Below are 19,006 nucleotides of genomic sequence, written 5' to 3'. Positions count from 1 at the left end.
CTCATGAGTCAGGTGATTATTGCCAGCCAGCTGGACGAAGATTACAACGCGGTGATCCGCGAACGCCTCGCCTCGATTCATCCTGAAGCCCAGGTGATCGGCGTGCCTGTTGGTGTGCCGAGTGACTTGCCGCCCCAGGCCAATATCCTCTTGCTGCGCCCGATCAACGTGCGCGGCTACACCGCGCCAGACACCCCGCCGCCGGGCTGGCCGTATGGCGCGCAGTGGGTGCACCTGGTCTCCTCGGGCATCGACTTCTACCCGCAGTGGCTGTTCAACGGCCCACCGGTAACCACCTCGCGCGGCAGCGCCGCCGACAACCTCGCCGAGTTCGCCCTGGCGGCGATCTTTGCCGCGTCCAAGCACTTGCCGGCTATCTGGGTGAAGGATGCCCAGTGGAACTTCACGCCATTGCGTCCGCTCAAGGGCACGACCCTGGGCATTCTCGGCTTTGGCGCGATTGGTAAAAGCCTTGCGCAAAAGGCGTTGGCACTCGGCATCAACGTGGTTGCGTTGCGTCAAAGCCATGCCTCTTTTGACGTGGACGGCGTCGAAGCCGCGCGGGATATCCACGACCTGTTCGCCCGCGCCGACCATCTGGTACTGGCGGCGCCGCTGACCGAGAGCACGCGGCATATCGTCAACCGCGATGTGCTCGGCAGCGCCAAGCCGGGGTTGCACCTGATCAACATCGCGCGCGGTGGTTTGCTTGATCAGGAGGCGTTGTTGGAAGCGTTGGACAACGGGCAGATCGGCCTGGCGTCGTTGGATGTGACCGAGCCGGAACCGCTGCCGGATGGGCATCCGTTGTACAGCCATCCTCGGGTGAGGCTGTCACCGCATACCTCGGCGATTTCGACCAACAGCCAAGAGGAGATTGCCGATACGTTTCTGGCGAATCTTGAGCGTTACGTGCAGGGCTCGACGCTGGCCAACCTCGTCGATCTCTGAGCCGTACACCTAACCAAATGTGGGAGCGGGCTTGCTCGCGAATGCGGTGGATCAGCTACAGATAAGCTGACTGACCCACCGCTTTCGCGAGCAAGCCCGCTCCCACAGTTGTGCGATGTTGTGTCAGTGGCTCAGCAACCACCCGCCAGGCGCTCGCGCAAGAATTCCACCAGCGCCTGCACGGGCCTGGAGCTTTGCCGGTGCTGCGGGTAAACGGCTGACAAGGTCAGCGCTTCAGGGGCGAAGTCTTCCAGAAGCGTGACCAAGCGCCCATCCCTCAGTGCCTCAGCCACGATAAACGTCGGCAGGTAAGTAACACCCAACCCGGCAATCGCCGTGTCGCGCAACAACTCGCCGTTGTTCACGCGCATGCGCCCGCTGACATTCACCGACTGCAGCTTGCCCTTGGTCTGGAAGCGCCATTGCACCTGGCGGCCGTGGCCGTAGGGCAGGCAATCGTGGTCGGTCAGGTCGTCGGGCTTGAGCGGCGTGCCGCGTAGGGCCAGGTACCCGGGGCTGGCGCAATACACCCGCTCGACGCTGGCGATACGCCGCGCGATCAAGGTCGAGTCTTCAAGGGTGCCGATGCGCAACACCAGGTCGTAGCCTTCACCGATCAGGTCAACAGGCCGATCGCTGAGGTCGACTTCCACCGACACGTGCGGGTAGCGTTGCAGAAATGACGGCAACAGGCAGCCCAGGTGAGCCATGGCAAACGACAGCGGCGCACTCAGGCGTAGCGTGCCGCGCGGCTCGCTGTTCTGGCCGGCGATGCCCTGCTCCACTTGCTCGACGTCACTGAGCAGGCGCAAGGCGGATTCGTAATAACTCTGGCCCAGCGGCGTGACGTCCAGGCGGCGCGTGGAACGGTTGAGCAGGCGCACGCCCAGGCGGTCTTCCAGCTGAATCAGGCGGCGGCTGACAAATTGCTTGGACAGGCCCAGTTGCTCGGCGGCGGCGGTGAAACTGCCAGACTCCATGACCTGGCAGAACAGGCGCATGTCTTCGAAGGGGTTCATTGTCGCTTCTCGGTGGACATTTTGCTGTTTTATAACCGGTCAGTCATGGCACCACAAATCAAATGTGGGAGCCGGGCTTGCCGGCTCCCACAGGGTTCAGTGGTGTGCTGTCTGTCGGGTTACTTGGCAGTAAACGCCGAGTAGCTGTTCATCAGGTTGCGGTAGTTGGGAATGCGCGGCGACAGCAGGTTGGCCAGGCCTTCCATGTCGTTGCGCCAGTCGATCTGCAGCTCGCAGGCCACCGCGAACCAGTTCACCAGGTGCGCACCCGCTGCGCTCATGCGCGCCCACGATGCACGTTGCACGGCCTCGTTGAACGTCCCGGACGCGTCGGTCACCACAAACACCTCAAAGCCTTCAGCCAGCGCGGCCAGGGTCGGGAACGTCACGCAGACGTCGGTCACCACACCGGCGATGATCAATTGCTTGCGGCCGGTGGCCTTGACGGCCTTGACGAAATCTTCGTTGTCCCAGGCGTTGATCTGGCCAGGACGCGGGATGTACGGCGCGTCCGGGAACAGTTCTTTCAGCTCCGGCACCAGTGGGCCATTGGGGCCGGTTTCAAAGCTGGTGGTGAGGATGGTCGGCAGCTTGAAGAACTTGGCCACATCCGCCAGCGCCAGCACGTTGTTCTTGAATTCATTGGGCGAGAAATCCTGCACCAGCGAGATCAAGCCGGTCTGGTGGTCCACCAACAGCACCACGGCGTCGTCTTTGTTCAAGCGTTTGTAAGTCATGGGATAGCTCCTGTTTTTGATTGAGAGGGGGAGTTTTAGAAGGCAAAGCACGAGCAGCCAAACGCGCCCCAGAAACCCTGGAAGTCGCTGACCGGCACACTGGAAAGGCGCGCTTTTTCATGGCCATGGGCATGCACGCCACACGGGCCGCTGCATTGATGGACCTGGGCTTGTAACGGTGAGCTTGGGCGCCACTGCCCCGGCACCTTGACCACTGGTGACCAGTCCGGCAGCACCGGCACGCGTGGCGGTGCGAAATCGTCGAAGTCGCCGGCGCCGTACACCACCTTGCCGCCGACCACGGTCAGCACCGACTCGATCCACTTGATGGCTTCTTCATCGACACTGAAAAAGTCCGCCGACAGCGCGGCAACGTCCGCCAACTGGCCGACCTTGATCTGGCCTTTCTTGCCCTGCTCCGACGAGAACCAGGCACTGCCGTGGGTGAACAGCTCCAACGCGGTGAGGCGCGGCAGGCCTTCGGCGTGCAGTTCCAGGCCGCCGACGGTGCGGCCGCTGACCATCCAGTACAACGAGGTCCACGGGTTATAGCTCGACACCCGCGTGGCATCGGTGCCCGCCCCGACCGGCACGCCTTCAGCCAACATGCGCTTGATCGGCGGCGTGGCTTCGGCCGCTTTGGCGCCGTAACGCTCGACAAAATATTCGCCCTGGAACGCCATGCGATCCTGGATCGCGATACCACCGCCAAGAGCACGCACGCGCTCGATGTTGTGCGGGGTGATGGTTTCGGCGTGGTCGAAAAACCACGGCAGGCCATTGAACGGAATGTCGCGGTTGACCTTCTCGAACACGTCGAGCATGCGCGAGATGGATTCGTTGTAAGTGGCATGCAAGCGGAACGGCCAGCGCTGCTCGACCAAATGCCGCACCACCGGTTCCAGTTCCTGCTCCATGCTCAGCGGCAGGTCGGGGCGCGGTTCGAGGAAGTCCTCGAAGTCCGCCGCCGAAAACACCAGCATCTCGCCGGCGCCGTTGTGGCGCAGGTAGTCATCGCCCTGGTGCAGGGTGACGCTGCCGGTCCAGTGCTTGAAGTCGCTGAGTTCTTCCTTGGGCTTTTGGGTGAACAGGTTGTAGGCGATGCGCACCGTCAGTTGTTCGTCTTTGGCCAGTTGCTCGATCACCGCATAGTCATCGGGATAGTTCTGGAAACCGCCGCCGGCATCGATCGCGCTGGTGAGGCCCAGGCGGTTGAGCTCACGCATGAACTGGCGGGTCGAGTTGACCTGGTATTCCAGCGGCAATTTCGGCCCCTTGGCCAGGGTTGCATACAGAATCATCGCGTTGGGCCGCGCCACCAGCATGCCGGTGGGGTTGCCATTGCTGTCACGCACGATCTCGCCACCCGGTGGGTTCGGCGTGTCTTTAGTGTAGCCGGCCACCCGCAGGGCCGCGCGGTTGAGCAAGGCACGGTCGTACAGGTGCAGCACGAACACTGGCGTGTCCGGCGCGGCCTGGTTCAGTTCTTCCAGGGTCGGCATGCGTTTTTCGGCGAACTGGAATTCGTTCCAGCCACCGACCACGCGCACCCATTGCGGCGTGGGCGTGCGGTCCGCCTGATCCTTGAGCATGCGCAGCGCATCGGCCAGGGACGGCACGCCTTCCCAGCGCAGTTCGAGGTTGTAGTTCAGCCCGCCACGGATCAGGTGCAGGTGCGAGTCGTTGAGGCCGGGGATGACGGTGCGGCCCTTGAGGTCGATGACCTGCGTGGCACTGCCACGCAACGCCATGGCTTGGGCGTCGGTGCCGACCGCGACGAAGCGGCCCTGGTGAATAGCAACGGCGGTGGCGCGCGGGTTTTCACGGTCCACGGTGTGGAACTGGCCATTGAACAGAATCAGATCGGCGTTCATAGGGTTTCCTTTACAGAGGCTTCAAGCCAGGGAGCGAACAGGCGGGTGGCGGCCGGCATCAGCAGGTAGACCACCAGCAGCACGATGGTCAGGGTGACCAGGAAGGTGGCGACCACGTAGTTGGAGAGGAACGGATGCAGGCGTAATACCGGGGCCCAGATGATCGGGATCAGCAGGGTCAGCGGCAGGATGACAAACAAGGTCACCACGGCTTGTTTCCAGCGCGGTGGTTTGGCGGCGCTGTCGGCCAGGGGGGCGAACCAGAATTCGTTGACGGCACCGATTTCGGTGTTGTCGCCGTCGGCGAGCATGGGCGTGGCTTCGTTGATCAGGGCTTGGCGCTCGGGGGAGCCGAGCCAGCGTTCGAGGTCGTCGGTGGAGCGGTAGCGCAGGACGCAGGTGAACAGCGCCAGGCGGTTTTGTTTGCTGCGCACGACGTCGACGCCGAGGTGGCCAGGGCGTTCGCCGGCGATGCGCACGATGCGCCGGAGCCAGGCTTCATAGTCGGCTTCGCGGCCGGGTTTGATCAGGTGTTTGACGACCAGGGTGACGACTTCGTCGGGGCTGGTTTTGGGTGTTGGGTCCATGGTTCTGATTCCCCCCTGGAGGGTTGTGCGATGGGGGGAGTTTGGGGGGCATTGGGGGGGTTGGAATTGGATGTATGTGCTGTTTGACGTGGCGGCCTTGGGGGCAGGTTTTTATGGAGTACATATCCGTTATTTGAGTAACGGCCGCTATGGGTTCCGCTTTTACAGCGGGTCACTTTTGAAAAGAGCCCAAAAGTAACCAAAAGGCTCTTGCCTCACCACTCGGCACCTCGCCTAGGCTCGGTGTGCCCTCACGCAGTCTTGAATCCGTGGGCCGCCGTGACGGGCCATCCATGGCCCAACACGGCGGCCCACGGATTCAAGCCTGCGTTCGGCCAGCGTGGTTTAACGGGGCGCCTAAGATCAACGTCAAAAGCAGATCAAGATCAAAAGCAGAGCACGGCGGCCTAGTAGCCGACCTGAGTGGTTAGATCAAAAGCGAAAGCGAGGCGGCCTGACAGCCGACCTGATGTTGGAAGCTGAACTCAATTCAATGTGGGAGCTGGCTTGCCTGCGATGGCATCTACTGGGTTGTCACTGACAGACCGAGGTGCCTGCATCGCAGGCAAGCCAGCTCCCACAGAAAAGCAAAGCACTGCGGTGCTGGCAGTTGAACTCGGTGAAATTGTGGGAGCGGGCTTGCTCGCGAAGGCGGTGTGCCAGTGACAAATGAGCTGACTGATCCACCGCATTCGCGGGCAAGCCCGCTCCCACATTTGGAGCTCTGTGCATCAGATAGATGGGTGTTGATTGTACTCGGTCAAAGGTGGGAGCTGGCTTGCCTGCGATGGCATCTACTGGGTGTCACTGATACACCGAGGTGCCTGCATCGCAGGCAAGCCAGCTCCCACAGAAAAGCAAAAGCAGTGCGGTGGTGGCGGGCTGCACTCGGTGAAATTGTGGGAACGGGCTTGCTCGCGAAGGCGGTGTGCCAGTGACACATGAGCTGACTGATCCACCGCATTCGCGAGCAAGCCCGCTCCCACATTTGGATCTCTGTGCATCAGATAGAGGTGTGTGGTTGTGGTTGTGGTTGTGCTTTTGCTGTGCTTTTGCTTCTACCACTCAGGTCGGCTACTAGGCCGCCGTGCTTTTGCTTTTGCTTTTGATCTTGCTTTTGATCTGACAGGCCCCGTCAACCACGCTGGCCGAACGCAGGCTTGAATTCGTGGGTAACCCGGCAGGACGCCGGGTTAGCCGCGTTGGGCCATGGATGGCCCGTCGCGGCGGCCCACGGATTCAAGCCTTCGTTCGGGCACACCGAGCCTAGGCGAGGTGCCGAGTGGTGGGGCAAAGACCTTTTGGTTACTTTTGGGGCGTTTGCCAAAAGTGACCCGCTGTAAGAGCGGAACCGCCAGCCGCCGTTACCGCAGCAACGGATATGCCCCCTAAAAAACGCCCGCCATCAGCAACCACTCAACTCCCATCCCCACCATGAGCCTCTTCAAAGAAGTAATCCTTCCAGCTCGCCGCCTTGTTCTTCAACACCCCCAGCTCCTGCAATTTCTCGGCATAGATATAGGTCCGCTGCGGCACGATGGTGAAATCGATCTCCGGGTCCTGGACAATTTTCTCCACCAGGTCCAATGGCAGCTTGGATTGCTCCACACGGATATACGCCTTCGCCGCGGCCGGCTTATCGGCCTTGATGATCGTCTCGGCCTCAGCCAGCGCGTCGTAAAACGCCTTATAGGTCTTGGGGTTCTCGTCGTGGAACTTCTCAGTGGTGTAAAGCACGTTGAACGTAGCCTGCCCGCCAAGGATGTCGTAGGAACTGAGCACCTTGTGCACGTTAGGGTTGAGCAACTCCTGGTACTGGAACGGCGGGCTGGAGAAGTGCGAGTTAATCTCCGAACCACCGGCAATCAACGCCGCCGTGGCATCAGGGTGAGCCAGGCTGATGGAGATATCGTCAAACTTCTTGTAGTTCGCATCGCCAAACTGCTTGGCGGTTTCGATCTGCAAAGTGCGCGACTGAAACCCCACACCGGCAGCGGGCACGGCGATGCGGTCTTTCTCGGTGAAGTCCTTGAGGGTCTTCACGTTAGGGTTGTTGGTCAGCAGGTAATTGGGCATCGAGCCGAGGGAGGCGATGGCCTTGACGTTCTGCTTGCCCTTGGTGCGGTCCCACAGGGTGAGCATCGGTGGCACACCGGCCGAGACCACGTCCAGCGCACCCGCCAGCAGCGATTCATTCATCGCCGTGGCGCCGGAGATGCTGTTCCATTCCACCTTGATATCCAGGCCCTGCTCCTTGCCGTGTTTCTCGATCAAGTGCTGGTCGCGCACCACGTCGAGGATCAGGTAGCCGATGCCGAACTGCTGGGCGATGCTGATTTTGCCTTCGGCCTGGGCACCGGGGCTGAGCAAGCTGCCGGCAGCGGCCAGCGACGCAACCAATAAGGTCAGGGAGGAACGCTTGAAAGTCATGGGGGAATCTGCCGCGTTTTCGGGAAGGTGATGAAGCCTAGCGGCGTTTTTTAAGACACGAAAAGAATATATAGCTCTATTCTTATGCAATAAATCAGCAGCGCTGAACGGCGGCGATGTTCGAGCGTCCGACGCCAAAACCTGCCAGCACGTGGTCGAGGTTTTCCAGGGTTCTACGCGTTTGCGCTGCGTCGCCATCGACGGGGGTTGATTGGGGAAACGCTAACAAGGCTATTGGCGAATGGACGTCGACCCTGAAGCGAGTACCTTTCGCGCAAAAAATCCCCATGGGCGCCGCTCGGCTGGTATTGTGCCGCGCTTTGAAATGCACCTGCCGATCTGCGAGGAAATGGACGTTGAACACTGACGATAAAATGACCGGGGACCTGTTCGAGGTGGATAAGCGCCTGTCACTCAAGCCCGTGGTGGACTTCAACGCCTACCTGCGCAGCGCGTTCGGCGACGGCCCATGCACCTGCGTACGCTGCGCCACCAGCAACGGCGACGAAACCGGCTACGCGTACCAGCACAGCTTCAACTTCGATGGCAAACCCAGCCACCGCCGCTTTGCCTCGACCGCGGGCAGTGATGTGCTGACGATGCTGAAAAAAGCCTGGCTGTCGTACACCAAGGCCGAGCTGCCGCTCAGTGGCGAGCTGGCGCTGGACACGGTCAAGGAGTTCGTCGAGCCGCAGTTGCACAAGCGCGTGGCGCCGTTGTTTGTGGCCAGTGGCCTGGTCAAAGACGTGGACGGCGTGCTGCAGATCCAACCGCAGGCGGCAGCCTGACGTGAATGCGGGAGGGGCTTGCCCCCTCCCGGTTTGCGCTGCGTTCGGTTTAGAAGCCTGGAACGCCCTGCAGGCGTAAATCGGGCGTCACTTCTTCCAGCGGTTCGACAATCGGCCGCTCATCCATGCCCGGCAGCAGGATCACCTTGCGGCACTCCTCCTCGGCCTTGTCAAACAGCTCATAGCCGCGCGCAGCCTGCTCCAGCGACAACCGATGCGTGACGATCGCCTCGGGGTTCAGATGCCCCAGCTCGATGTGCTCAAGCAACTGCGGCAGGAAGCGCTGCACATGGGTCTGGCCCATCTTGAACGTCAGCCCCTTGTCGAACGCGTCGCCAAACATGAACCCGTGAATGAACCCGGCATACACCCCGGCCACGCTGACCACCCCGCCACGGCGCACGGCAGCGATGCACTGGCGCAGGGCCTTGCCGCTGCTGCCTTCGATCTTGAGCGTGGTAAGGATGGTCTCGGTGGTGCTGCCCTTGGCTTCGAACCCCACTGCGTCCACCACGCCATCGACCCCGCGCATGCCGGCGGTCTGGCGAATGATGGTGTCGGCGGGGTCGTCATCTTCTTCGAAGTTGATCGGGATCACCCCGTACATTTTTTGCGCGTAGGCCAAGCGATAGGGATGGTCATCGACCATGAAGATCTGCTCGGCGCCAAGCATCTGCGCGCACGCCGCGCTGAGCAGGCCTACCGGGCCGGCGCCGTAGATCGCAACGCTGGAGCCTTTGCCGATGCCGGCGTTGGTCACCGCCTGCCAGGCCGTCGGCAGGATGTCCGAGAGGAACAGGACCTTTTCATCCGCCAGCGACCCAGGCACCTTGAATGGCCCGGTATTGGCTTTCGGCACCCGCACCAGCTCGGCCTGGCCGCCGGGAATGCCGCCATACAGACGGCTGTAGCCGAACAACGCGGCCCCCGGCGGGATCGCCTTTTTATTCAGGATCGCGCCACGCCCGTCGTTGGTGGTTTCGCAGGCGGCAAATTGTTGAAGTTGGCAGAAGAAGCAGTCGCCACAGGCAATCACGAACGGGATCACCACGCGGTCGCCGCGCTGCACGGCCGTCACTGCCGGCCCGGTTTCCTCGACGATGCCCATGAACTCATGGCCGAAGATGTCGCCGTGCTCGACGGTCGGGATCTTGCCGCGGTACAGGTGCAAGTCCGAGCCGCAAATGGCGGTGGCGGTGACGCGCAAAATAATGTCGTCGGGTTGCTCAATGATCGGATCGGGCACCGTATCGACCTGCACTTTGTGCGCGCCCTGGAAAGTCATCGCTCGCATGCTCTGCACTCCTGTTGTTGAGAAGGTGTTGAACGGGTTATTGATTAAGGGGCGCGACACCTGCGAGCGTTCCGTCGAGGTAGGGCCACAGCCGATCAGTGGTCGCCGCTGATGCGCGCCAAGCTCAGCGCAGTCGGGTGACGGTGAGCGCCACCACGGCGATCCGCTCGACGCCCTCATAGCCGGGTTTTTCCAGCTCTTCGCCAAAGACGTCAGGGTCGATTTCGCGGTAGGTCCAGCCGTAGTCAGCACTGGCCACCAAGGGTTTGATCGCCTCCAGAAAGGCATCGGCACCGGCCACCATCGCCACGCCGGTGTAGAGCACCAGGCTGCCACCCAGAGCCAGGCGCTCCCGGGATTCGCTGACGATACGCACCGACAACTGCGCCCCCAGGGCACCGCCACCATGGCGGTAGGCGCGCTGATGCTGGTCATTCATATAGGGCGGGTTGGCAACGATCAGGTCGAATTCGCCGTCGACGCTGGCCAGTATGTCGCTGTGGTACGCGCTGACATTCGCCAGGCCCGCCAGCTCGGCATTCACCGCGGTCATGCGCAGGGCGCGGGGGTTGATGTCCACCGCCAGCACGTCAGCGTCAGGCCGGGCGCGGGCGATGACCAATGCACCGACACCCGCGCCGCAACCGATGTCCACCGCCCGCCGCACAGGGTCGAAACGCTGTTGCAGATGGGCTTGGATCACGTGGGCAAACCGGTAGCTGTCGGGGCCGAAAAACACCGCGTCGGTCTGGGTGGTCGGGTACGGCGAGTGGGCGAACAGCAACTCGTCCAGGCTCGACCAGCGCACGGTGCTGCGCCATAAGGCGTCGTGTTTTTCGATCACCTGCGCTTGCTGCAATTCTTCGCGAAAGGCCTCAGGCAACAACGCGTTATCAAATGGCAGCGACCAGCCGAACACATCGCGCATCGTCATCGCCAGCGGTGTTGCCAGGCGCTGGCACACCCGTTGATGGGTCAGGGGCGTCGGCGTGATAAACCGGTAGCCGTTCTCCTTCAAACCGCGGCCCAGGTTCAACAGGGTGCGATCGACGAGCTGCTGTGCAGACATGGACCACACTCCTCAGCGCAGACGCGCGCGCAGTTGGATAAAGCGCCGCGTCGCGTAAAGCCCAGCCGGAGCGCAATGGCGCCGCGCCGACATCCACGGAATCAGCGCATCGAGCTGCTGTTCATCGGCCAGTTTGCACAGTGACTCAACCAGCGCCTGGGTGTCCGGATCGGCCGGGCGATGCTGCTCCCGGGAGAAACGGCTGCCGCGCCCCGGCCGTGCAGGCGGCACGCGCTCGCCGCTGACCCAGTCACCGGCAATCCAGTCGTGCAGCAGCTGCTTTTCAGCGCCGCTGAACACGCCGAACATCGCTGCACCGGCGCCCTCGATCAGTTGCCAGAAGCGGCTGTCGGCAGGGTCCTGGTTGCGCTTGATCCAGCCTTTGTCTTGCAGCGCCTGCAGGAACTCAGCGATCTGCCCAGGCTGTGCCAGCCATTGATTGACGGTTTTGCCCTCGAAGCGGCAGTAATCGGAATGCATGTGCTGACCGTACGTGCGCTTACGCTCAAGCATGGCCACGACTTGCTCCTGAACGTCGAAGCGCTCGATCACGGCCGTGGTGCCCGGCCCGAGGTCATTGAGCTGATAACCGCGGGCCACGCGGCGGTAGAACTGCTCCCTGCCCTCGCCCAGCGGCAGCAGGTTCAACACCGATTGCGCGGCCTTGCAGGCATGGCCGCTGCTGGCGTTGTCGATGGTGACGTGGAGGGTGAAGTAATAGGGATCGATGCCCAGCTCGCTCAGCTCGTACGAGGTGATCAGCAGGTGCAGGGGTAATTGCTCATAACCCAGGTTGTAACCGATCACCTCCGGCAGAAACTCCTCGGTACACAGGCCCAGCGCCAGTTGCAAGGCGCCTTGCAGGTAGTCGTCATCATTGAGGCCGGCTTCGCTGTCGGCATCGTGTTCGCTAAGCAGCTTGCGATAGATCACCACATGGTTTTGAGCCGCTTCGCCGTCGCCCAGTTCTTCGAGGTAGGTGGTCAGCAGCCCATCGAAGCGCTGGTCCTGCCAATAGCGCAGTAAACCGTACAGCCAGGCGCCATCGACCTGTTTGGTCGGCGCCAGGCATTGCAACACGTACAAGGCGTGGGCCTTGTTCTGGAAGTAGCGCCGTGGCTGACCCTGCTGGCGTTGCTCCAGGTAGTCGGCGTAGTCGCGGGCCACGGCGGCGCAGCGCTGCTCGACCCACGCGGGCAATTGTTCGGGCGTGTCGGGCAATTCGCAGGGCACGTCCTGCACCTGGGCCAATTGCGCCAGCAAGAATTCCCGTGCCAGCGCCTCGCAACCCTCCGTCTCGTTGTACAGCTGCTGGTACACGCGTTGATGGCGGCCGTCGGCCGAGTCAGTCAGGGTGGCCGGTTGGCCCGACAGCGCTGTAAGAAGCGTCATGATGGCAGTTTCCACAAAGTCCGATACAACTCGGCTTTCTCACCAGAAAGCCCCGCAAGAGCGCTCAAAACGCGCGCTTCTAAAGTGCAGAGCATCTGGCTGTGGGGAAAATTCAATCGGCATTGCATGGCTGCGGATCAGCGGTTATTCGGCACCACTCGACAGATGCCAGGGGGTTGTAGACCAACTCCAGGCTTTACGACTACGTTGGCTGCGTACGAACGGGAGATTCTCTTCCTCGTACTGCAAGGCGCCCATGGCTGGATGTTGCCCGACATCGCCGCGCCGGACACTGCCATGTCGCGCATCAGCCAGGCCATCCAGAGGATTCGCCAGGATTTTGCCGAACCGGATATGAAAGCGCGACCCAGTTCAGCCGCGACTATGCGCGGGTGTCCGGGCTGCCGCCCGCGCGGGAACGGCGCGGATTTTGGCGGCGAACAAGGGGGCAGTAGACACAAAATCTGTGGGCTGAGCGGCCCATTGGGGCGAGTGGGTTTGCTGTGGCGAGCGGGCTTGCCGTGGCGAGCGGGTTTGCTGTGGCGAGCGGGCTTGCCCCGCGTTGGGCTGCGAAGCAGCCCCATAAAAGACGCCGAGTTCACCCAGACAGGACTCGGTCGTCAGGTTTTGGGGCTGCTTCGCAACCCAACGCGGGGCAAGCCCGCTCGCCACGGTAAGCCCGCTTGCCACAGATACTGTTACTTACGCGCTGCCTCCCACGACTTGAGCAGGTCGTTGTAGCTCACGGTTTCGCCTTTGGGTTTCTCATTGGCCAGTTTCGGCTTCGGCGCGCCGGGTTGGTCGAACCAGTATTGGGCATCACGCTCGGGGTTCATTTTCGGGCCGCATATTGGCTGCACGTTGGAGCGTTCCAGGCGCGTCATGATCGCGTCCTGCTCCTTGGCCAGGTTGTCCAGCGCCTGCTGCGGGGTTTTCTCGCCGCTGGCGGCGGCGGCGATGTTGCTCCACCACAGTTGCGCCAGGCGTGGGTAGTCCGGCACGTTGGTGCCGGTCGGGGTCCACTCGACCCGTGCCGGGCTGCGGTAGAACTCCACCAGGCCACCGAGTTTGGGCGCCAGGTCGGTCATGGCCTGGGAGTTGATGTCAGACTCACGAATCGGCGTCAGGCCAACAATGGTTTTCTTCAGCGACACGGTTTTCGAGGTCACGAACTGCGCGTAGAGCCAGGCCGCGAGTTTCTGCTTCTCAGGCGTCGACTTGAGGAACGTCCAGGAGCCCACGTCCTGATAGCCCTTCTTCATGCCCTTTTCCCAATAAGGCCCGACCGGCGATGGCGCCATGCGCCATTTCGGCGTGCCGTCGGCATTCACCACCGGCAGGCCCGGCTTGGTCATGTCGGCGGTAAACGCGGTGTACCAGAAGATCTGCTGGGCGATGTTGCCCTGGGACGGCACCGGGCCGGATTCGGAGAAGGTCATGCCCGCCGCTTCCGGTGGCGCGTAGGCTTTCATCCAGTCCACGTATTTCTGCGTCGCGTACACCGCGGCCGGGCCGTTGGTGTCGCCGCCGCGGGTCACGCTGGAGCCCACCGGGTGGCAGTCCTCCACGCGAATGCCCCACTCGTCCACCGGCAAGCCGTTGGGCAGGCCCTTGTCGCCGCCGCCGGCCATGGAGAACCAGGCATCGGTGAAGCGCCAGCCCAGTGATGGGTCTTTTTTGCCGTAGTCCATGTGCCCATAAATACGTTTGCCGTCGATTTCCTTGACGTCTTCGCTGAAGAATTTGGCGATGTCTTCATAGGCCGACCAGTTCACCGGGACGCCGAGGTCGTAGCCGTATTTTTCCTTGAACTTGGCTTTCAGCTCCGGCCGCTCGAACCAGTCGGCGCGAAACCAGTAGAGGTTGGCGAATTGCTGGTCGGGCAGTTGGTAGACTTTGCCGTCCGGCGCGGTGGTGAACGAAAGGCCGATAAAGTCTTTGATGTCCAGGGTCGGCGAGGTGAAGTCCTTGCCTTCGTTGACCATCAGGTCGGTGATCGACTCGGTCTTGCCATAGCGAAAGTGCGTGCCGATCAAGTCCGAATCGTTGACCCAGCCGTCATAGATGTTCTTGTCGGACTGCATCTGGGTTTGCAGCTTTTCCACCACGTCGCCTTCCTGCAACAGATCGTGGGTCAGCTTGATGCCGGTGATTTCGCTGAAGGCCTTGGCCAGCACCTTGGATTCGTACTCGTGGGTGGTGAGGGTTTCCGACACCACGTTGATCTTCATCCCACGAAACGGTTCTGCCGCCTTGATAAACCACTTCAACTCTTCGAGCTGCTGGTCTTGGGTGAGGGTGGACGGTTTGAACTCGCTGCCGATCCATTTTTTCGCCGCGTCTTCGTACGCATCGGCCCAGGCCGTGGCGCTCAAACCGCTGAGGGCCAGTACGCCGGCCAATGAAATGCTATGTCGCAGCTTATTGTTTTTATTCAACATAGAGACCTCCTGGTGGTTTATTCACAAGGGCACTAGCCCCAACGCATCACACTCAACAGCCATACCAGGGACAGCGCGGACGCCACCCAGATGCTCCAGTCGGTAACGCCGATAACCAGTAAATGCAGGTAGGCGCTGCCGAGAAGACCGATAAACAGGCGATCACCACGGGTGGTGCTGATCGGTAAAAAACCGCGCCGAGGGATGCTCGGCGAGCGCAGTTCCCAGGTGGTCATGCCCACCAGCAGCACGCCGATGGCCGCAAAGAACAACGCGGTGGGAGTGGTCCAGGCCATCCATTCCATCATCGACTCCTCAGACCCGGCCCAGGGCAAAGCCCTTGGCCACGTGGTTGCGAACAAACCAGATCACCAGCATGCCGGGCAGGATGGTCAACACCCCCGCCGCCGCCAGCACGCCCCAGTCGATACCCGAGGCCGAGACCGTGCGGGTCATCACCGCCGCGATGGGCTTGGCGTTGACCGAGGTCAGCGTGCGCGCCAGCAACAGCTCGACCCAGGAAAACATGAAACAGAAAAACGCGGTTACCCCGATGCCGGAGCCGATCAGCGGGATAAAAATCTTCACGAAAAACTTGGGAAAGCTATAGCCGTCGATGTAGGCGGTTTCGTCGATTTCCTTGGGCACGCCGGACATGAAGCCTTCCAGAATCCACACCGCCAACGGCACATTGAACAGGCAATGCGCCAGGGCCACGGCGATGTGTGTGTCGAACAGGCCGATGGACGAATACAGCTGGAAAAACGGCAGCAAAAACACCGCCGGCGGTGCCATGCGGTTGGTCAGCAGCCAGAAGAACAGGTGCTTGTCGCCCAGGAAGCGGTAGCGTGAGAAGGCGTAGGCTGCCGGCAGCGCCACACTCAGGGAAATCACCGTGTTCAGGCTCACGTAATACAGTGAGTTGATATAGCCGGTGTACCAGCTCGGGTCGGTGAAGATCACCTTGTAGTTGGCCAGGGTGAAGTCCTGCGGAAACAGGGTCAGCCCGCCGAGGATTTCGGTGTTGCTCTTGAAGGACATGTTCAGCAGCCAGTAGATCGGCACCAGCAAGAACAGAATGTAGACCAGCAGCGGTATGACCTTGCGTTTGCTCATGTTGGCGGCCTCAGCGGTTGGCGTCGGAGTGGGTCATGGCGGTGTAGAACAGCCAGGACACCAACAGGATGATCAGGAAGTACACCAGCGAGGACGCCGCCGCCGGGCCCAGGTCGAATTGGCCGACAGCCATCTGGGTCAGGGTCTGACTGAGGAAGGTGGTGGCATTCCCCGGGCCGCCGCCCGTGAGGACGAAGGGCTCGGTGTAGATCATGAAGCTGTCCATGAACCGCAGCATCACCGCGATCAGCAGCACGCTTTTCATCTTCGGCAACTGGATATGCCGGAACACCGCCCAGGCCGATGCACGGTCTATTCGCGCGGCCTGGTAGTACACGTCCGGGATCGCGCGCAGCCCCGAGTAACACAGCAACGCCACCAGTGAAGTCCAGTGCCACACGTCCATCACCAGCACCGTGACCCAGGCGTCCATGGTGTTGGCCGCGTAGTTGTAGTTGATGCCCATGGCGTTGAGGGTGGAACCGAGCAAACCGATGTCGGCACGGCCGAAGATCTGCCAGATAGTGCCTACCACGTTCCACGGAATCAGCAGCGGAATCGCCAGAATGATCAGCACCAGCGACGACCAGCGGCCCTTGGTCGGCATGGTCAGGGCGATGGCGATACCCAGCGGGATTTCAATCAGCAGCACGCAAGCCGAGTAGATGAACTGGCGCAGCAAGGAGTCATGCAAGCGCGGGTCGAGCAGCACCTGCTTGTACCAGTCGGCGCCGACAAAGTAGCGGCTGGACTGGTCGAAGATGTCCTGCACCGAGTAGTTGACCACGGTCATCATCGGGATCACCGCACTGAACGCCACCAACAGAAACACCGGCAACACCAGCCACCAGGCCTTGTTGTTCTGCACCTTGTTCATGGCTGCACCTCCAGCAGGTAGTCATCGGCGTAGACCATCAGCCACTGCGCCGGAAAGCTGATCGAGGCGCTGCCCTGGGGCACCGGTTTGTCTTCGGCCAGGCGTATTTTCAACGGCGCGCCGTCGAGGTTGAGGGTCATGATCTTGTAGGTGCCAAGGTCTTCGACATGGGTGACGTCGGCCTGCAGCGCGTCAGGGTTGTACTCGTCCCACACGTGGATAAATTCCGGACGGATGCCCACCTGCAGTTTTTTGAAGTCGCCGTCGCGGATGCGCTGCTGCATCGCCTCGGGCAACGGCAGCAGCGTGCCGGCAAACCGCACCCCGCCCGCCTCGGCCTGCACTTCAATCAGGTTCATGCCGGGGCTGCCAATGAAATAGCCGACAAACGTATGGCTGGGCCGCTCAAACAACTCGCGCGGCGTGCCGAACTGCACGATCTGCCCGCCGTACATCACCGCGATCTTGTCGGCAAAGGTCGAGGCTTCAAGCTGGTCGTGGGTCACGTAGACCATGGTGATATTGAACTGCTCGTGGATCTGCTTGAGCTTGCGCCGCAGTTTCCACTTCAGGTGCGGGTCGATCACCGTCAGCGGCTCGTCGAACAGGATTGCCGACACGTCATCACGCACCAGGCCACGACCCATGGAGACTTTCTGCTTTTCATCGGCGGTGAGGTTGCGCGCCTTTTTGCTCAACAGGGTTTGCAGGTCGAGGACTTCGGCAATTTCCTGCACCTTGCTGTGAATTTTCGCCTCGGGCATGCCTTGGTTGCGCAGCGGAAAGGCCAGGTTGTCGAACACCGTCATGGTGTCGTACACCACCGGGAACTGGAACACCTGGGCGATGTTGCGGCGCTCCGGGGTGAGTTCGTTGACCACCCTGTGGTCGAACAGCACCTGGCCTTCCGAAGGGTTGAGCAGGCCGGAGATGATATTCAGCAAGGTCGACTTGCCGCACCCGGACGGCCCGAGCAAGGCGTAGGCGCCGCCCTGCTCCCACACGTGGTTCATTTCCCGAATCGCGTAGTCTTCAGGGCCGGCGGGTGTAGGGCTGTAGCTGTGCGCGAGGTTCTGCAAATGGATCTCGGCCATCAGGCAACCCTCGCTACGCGGCGCCCGGGGGCCTGGACCAAGCGGCCCTGGCCATCGAACACAAACAGTTTATGGGTGGGGATATACACGCGGATCGGCGCATCAACGTCGTACTCGTGCACGCCCGGCAGGTGCAGCACCAGCAGGAAATGCTCGCTGCGCACGTGCAGGAAGGTTTCCGAGCCGCTGATTTCGGCCACTTCCACGGTCACGGCCAGTTCCAGGTCATCGTCGTTGCTCGGCACCAGGCTGATATGGCTGGGGCGCACGCCAAAGCGGAACTCGCCCTCGCCGATGGGGCGCAGGTCGACGTTGAGCGGGAAGTGCACAAAATTGGCGAAGCTGACTTCATTGCCGCTGATCCGCCCCGGCATCAGGTTGATCGGCGGCTCGGAAAACAATTCGGCGGCCAGCACGGTCTGCGGCTGATGGTACACCTCGGCAGCCTTGCCGCTCTGGATCACCCGGCCCTCATGCAGAATCGTGGTGGTGCCGCCAAGGGCGAGGGCTTCATTGGGTTCGGTGGTGGCGTAGAGGGCGATGGTGTGGCGGGCCTTGAACAGCTCGCGCATTTCCTGACGCAGTTCTTCGCGCAGTTTGTAGTCCAGGTTCACCAGCGGTTCATCAAACAGGATCAGCTCGGCGTCTTTAACCAGCGCGCGGGCCATGGCCGTGCGTTGCTGCTGGCCACCGGACAGCTCCAACGGATGGCGCTGCAGGAATTTCTCGATGCGCAGCATTTTCGCGGTTTCGAGCACCTTGCTGTGGATCAGCTCGTTGGACACACCGGCCTGGCGCAGCGGCGAGGCGATATTCTCGAACACGGTCATGGTCGGGTAGTTGATGAACTGCTGGTAGACCATCGACACGTTGCGCAGGCGCACCGGCTTGTGCGTGACGTCCACGCCATTCATCAGGATGCGGCCGCTGTCGGGCTTGTCCAGGCCGGCCATCAGGCGCATCAGGCTGGTCTTGCCGGACAGGGTGCGGCCCAGCAAGACGTTGAAGGAACCGGCTTCGAAACGCAGGTTGGCGTCGTCGATCCAGGTCTGGCCTTCGACGACGCGGGAGACATGTTCCAGGGTCAATGACATGACACGCCCTTTTTTATTATTGGAATGAATCTGGCAACGACTCAGAGCGAGTTTCGTGCCAGAACTGGCAGGTGATTGATCTGTAAGGACATGGGCCGAATACGCCGCTCGAGCATGAACACAGGTGAACACCTGGGGCTGAACAACTGAACAGGCGCGGGGTTGACAATGAACAGTTGTGAACAACAATTGATGGGCGACGCGAATCAAAGGTGGGAGTGGGCTTGCCCGCGATGACGGTAG

The 19,006-nt window shown here is 61.5% G+C and carries 16 protein-coding genes and 1 pseudogene; 3 read left to right on the top strand and 14 right to left on the bottom strand.

Going from position 1 to position 19,006, the window contains the following annotated elements:
• Nucleotides 1-3 precede the first annotated feature (3 nt).
• Nucleotides 4-951, top strand: a complete 948-nt coding sequence (locus ACP7B3_RS22495; RefSeq protein ID WP_426180874.1) for a D-isomer specific 2-hydroxyacid dehydrogenase family protein — start codon at nt 4-6, stop codon at nt 949-951.
• Nucleotides 952-1,082: 131 nt separating this feature from the next.
• On the opposite strand, the gene ACP7B3_RS22490 is transcribed toward ACP7B3_RS22495, so the two are convergent.
• The 5 genes from ACP7B3_RS22490 to ACP7B3_RS22470 form a co-directional block, all read right to left on the bottom strand.
• On the bottom strand, nt 1,083-1,970 hold the full coding sequence (locus ACP7B3_RS22490) for a LysR family transcriptional regulator (protein WP_426180872.1): 888 nt from the start codon (nt 1,968-1,970) through the stop codon (nt 1,083-1,085).
• A 119-nt stretch (nt 1,971-2,089) separates the two neighbouring features.
• On the bottom strand, nt 2,090-2,707 hold the full coding sequence (gene ycaC, locus ACP7B3_RS22485) for an isochorismate family cysteine hydrolase YcaC (protein ID WP_145166221.1): 618 nt from the start codon (nt 2,705-2,707) through the stop codon (nt 2,090-2,092).
• 35 nt (nt 2,708-2,742) lie between these two features.
• Nucleotides 2,743-4,581, bottom strand: coding sequence for an amidohydrolase (locus tag ACP7B3_RS22480; protein WP_426180869.1), 1,839 nt, complete (start codon nt 4,579-4,581; stop codon nt 2,743-2,745).
• Nucleotides 4,578-5,168: an antibiotic biosynthesis monooxygenase gene (locus ACP7B3_RS22475; RefSeq protein WP_145166223.1), complete on the bottom strand. Its 591-nt coding sequence runs from the start codon at nt 5,166-5,168 to the stop codon at nt 4,578-4,580. Before ACP7B3_RS22475 ends, ACP7B3_RS22480 begins: the two co-directional genes overlap by 4 nt.
• Before the next feature lie 1,416 nt (nt 5,169-6,584).
• Nucleotides 6,585-7,598, bottom strand: coding sequence for an ABC transporter substrate-binding protein (locus tag ACP7B3_RS22470; RefSeq protein ID WP_262206150.1), 1,014 nt, complete (start codon nt 7,596-7,598; stop codon nt 6,585-6,587).
• Nucleotides 7,599-7,954: 356 nt separating this feature from the next.
• Between ACP7B3_RS22470 and ACP7B3_RS22465 the strand changes: the two genes are divergently transcribed.
• The gene (locus ACP7B3_RS22465; RefSeq protein ID WP_426180867.1) at nt 7,955-8,386 is read left to right on the top strand and encodes a hypothetical protein; all 432 of its coding nucleotides are present in this window, start codon (nt 7,955-7,957) and stop codon (nt 8,384-8,386) included.
• Between the two features lie 49 nt (nt 8,387-8,435).
• Here ACP7B3_RS22465 and ACP7B3_RS22460 read toward each other — a convergent pair whose 3' ends face one another.
• The 3 genes from ACP7B3_RS22460 to ACP7B3_RS22450 form a co-directional block, all read right to left on the bottom strand.
• Complete coding sequence (locus tag ACP7B3_RS22460; RefSeq protein ID WP_145163620.1) at nt 8,436-9,680, bottom strand: zinc-dependent alcohol dehydrogenase; 1,245 nt, start codon at nt 9,678-9,680, stop codon at nt 8,436-8,438.
• A 124-nt stretch (nt 9,681-9,804) separates the two neighbouring features.
• Nucleotides 9,805-10,749 (bottom strand): methyltransferase, encoded by a 945-nt coding sequence (locus tag ACP7B3_RS22455; RefSeq protein ID WP_426180864.1) that lies wholly within the window; start codon nt 10,747-10,749, stop codon nt 9,805-9,807.
• Nucleotides 10,750-10,761: 12 nt separating this feature from the next.
• The gene (locus ACP7B3_RS22450) at nt 10,762-12,141 is read right to left on the bottom strand and encodes an iron-containing redox enzyme family protein (RefSeq protein WP_242200080.1); all 1,380 of its coding nucleotides are present in this window, start codon (nt 12,139-12,141) and stop codon (nt 10,762-10,764) included.
• Between the two features lie 213 nt (nt 12,142-12,354).
• Here ACP7B3_RS22450 and ACP7B3_RS22445 point away from each other — a divergent pair.
• Nucleotides 12,355-12,616: pseudogene (locus ACP7B3_RS22445) on the top strand (AraC family transcriptional regulator); the annotation flags it as partial.
• 223 nt (nt 12,617-12,839) lie between these two features.
• On the opposite strand, the gene ACP7B3_RS22440 reads toward ACP7B3_RS22445, so the two are convergent.
• The 6 genes from ACP7B3_RS22440 to ACP7B3_RS22415 are packed head-to-tail and all read right to left on the bottom strand — an operon-like array spanning nt 12,840 to nt 18,763.
• On the bottom strand, nt 12,840-14,582 hold the full coding sequence (locus ACP7B3_RS22440) for an ABC transporter substrate-binding protein (protein ID WP_426180862.1): 1,743 nt from the start codon (nt 14,580-14,582) through the stop codon (nt 12,840-12,842).
• 32 nt (nt 14,583-14,614) lie between these two features.
• Nucleotides 14,615-14,887, bottom strand: a complete 273-nt coding sequence (locus ACP7B3_RS22435) for a DUF2160 domain-containing protein (protein WP_106580628.1) — start codon at nt 14,885-14,887, stop codon at nt 14,615-14,617.
• 10 nt (nt 14,888-14,897) lie between these two features.
• Nucleotides 14,898-15,698 carry a carbohydrate ABC transporter permease gene (locus ACP7B3_RS22430; RefSeq protein ID WP_242200086.1) on the bottom strand — a complete coding sequence of 267 codons (801 nt, stop codon included), beginning with the start codon at nt 15,696-15,698 and terminating at the stop codon, nt 14,898-14,900.
• Between the two features lie 10 nt (nt 15,699-15,708).
• Entirely contained in the window at nt 15,709-16,575 is an 867-nt protein-coding gene (locus ACP7B3_RS22425) for a carbohydrate ABC transporter permease (protein WP_426180859.1), read from the bottom strand.
• Nucleotides 16,572-17,669 (bottom strand): ABC transporter ATP-binding protein, encoded by a 1,098-nt coding sequence (locus ACP7B3_RS22420; RefSeq protein ID WP_426180857.1) that lies wholly within the window; start codon nt 17,667-17,669, stop codon nt 16,572-16,574. The genes ACP7B3_RS22425 and ACP7B3_RS22420 overlap by 4 nt, the downstream gene beginning before the upstream one ends.
• On the bottom strand, nt 17,669-18,763 hold the full coding sequence (locus tag ACP7B3_RS22415; protein ID WP_145163607.1) for an ABC transporter ATP-binding protein: 1,095 nt from the start codon (nt 18,761-18,763) through the stop codon (nt 17,669-17,671). The genes ACP7B3_RS22420 and ACP7B3_RS22415 overlap by 1 nt, the downstream gene beginning before the upstream one ends.
• Between the last annotated feature and the right edge of the window lie 243 nt (nt 18,764-19,006).

It is taken from the genome of Pseudomonas sp. TWRC1-2, assembly GCF_049896685.1.
Lineage (GTDB): Bacteria > Pseudomonadota > Gammaproteobacteria > Pseudomonadales > Pseudomonadaceae > Aquipseudomonas.
This window is presented reverse-complemented; position numbering and strand designations above follow the sequence as displayed.

Coding starts and splice junctions, on each gene's coding strand:
- ACP7B3_RS22440 (WP_426180862.1), bottom strand. CDS start 14,582: ATGTTGAATAAAAACAATAAGCTGCGACATAGCATTTCATTGGCCGGC.
- ACP7B3_RS22420 (WP_426180857.1), bottom strand. CDS start 17,669: ATGGCCGAGATCCATTTGCAGAACCTCGCGCACAGCTACAGCCCTACA.
- ACP7B3_RS22425 (WP_426180859.1), bottom strand. CDS start 16,575: ATGAACAAGGTGCAGAACAACAAGGCCTGGTGGCTGGTGTTGCCGGTG.
- ACP7B3_RS22480 (WP_426180869.1), bottom strand. CDS start 4,581: ATGAACGCCGATCTGATTCTGTTCAATGGCCAGTTCCACACCGTGGAC.
- ACP7B3_RS22450 (WP_242200080.1), bottom strand. CDS start 12,141: ATGACGCTTCTTACAGCGCTGTCGGGCCAACCGGCCACCCTGACTGAC.
- ACP7B3_RS22435 (WP_106580628.1), bottom strand. CDS start 14,887: ATGGAATGGATGGCCTGGACCACTCCCACCGCGTTGTTCTTTGCGGCC.
- ACP7B3_RS22495 (WP_426180874.1), top strand. CDS start 4: ATGAGTCAGGTGATTATTGCCAGCCAGCTGGACGAAGATTACAACGCG.
- ACP7B3_RS22490 (WP_426180872.1), bottom strand. CDS start 1,970: ATGAACCCCTTCGAAGACATGCGCCTGTTCTGCCAGGTCATGGAGTCT.
- ACP7B3_RS22430 (WP_242200086.1), bottom strand. CDS start 15,698: ATGAGCAAACGCAAGGTCATACCGCTGCTGGTCTACATTCTGTTCTTG.
- ACP7B3_RS22455 (WP_426180864.1), bottom strand. CDS start 10,749: ATGTCTGCACAGCAGCTCGTCGATCGCACCCTGTTGAACCTGGGCCGC.
- ACP7B3_RS22470 (WP_262206150.1), bottom strand. CDS start 7,598: ATGACTTTCAAGCGTTCCTCCCTGACCTTATTGGTTGCGTCGCTGGCC.
- ycaC (WP_145166221.1), bottom strand. CDS start 2,707: ATGACTTACAAACGCTTGAACAAAGACGACGCCGTGGTGCTGTTGGTG.
- ACP7B3_RS22460 (WP_145163620.1), bottom strand. CDS start 9,680: ATGCGAGCGATGACTTTCCAGGGCGCGCACAAAGTGCAGGTCGATACG.
- ACP7B3_RS22475 (WP_145166223.1), bottom strand. CDS start 5,168: ATGGACCCAACACCCAAAACCAGCCCCGACGAAGTCGTCACCCTGGTC.
- ACP7B3_RS22415 (WP_145163607.1), bottom strand. CDS start 18,763: ATGTCATTGACCCTGGAACATGTCTCCCGCGTCGTCGAAGGCCAGACC.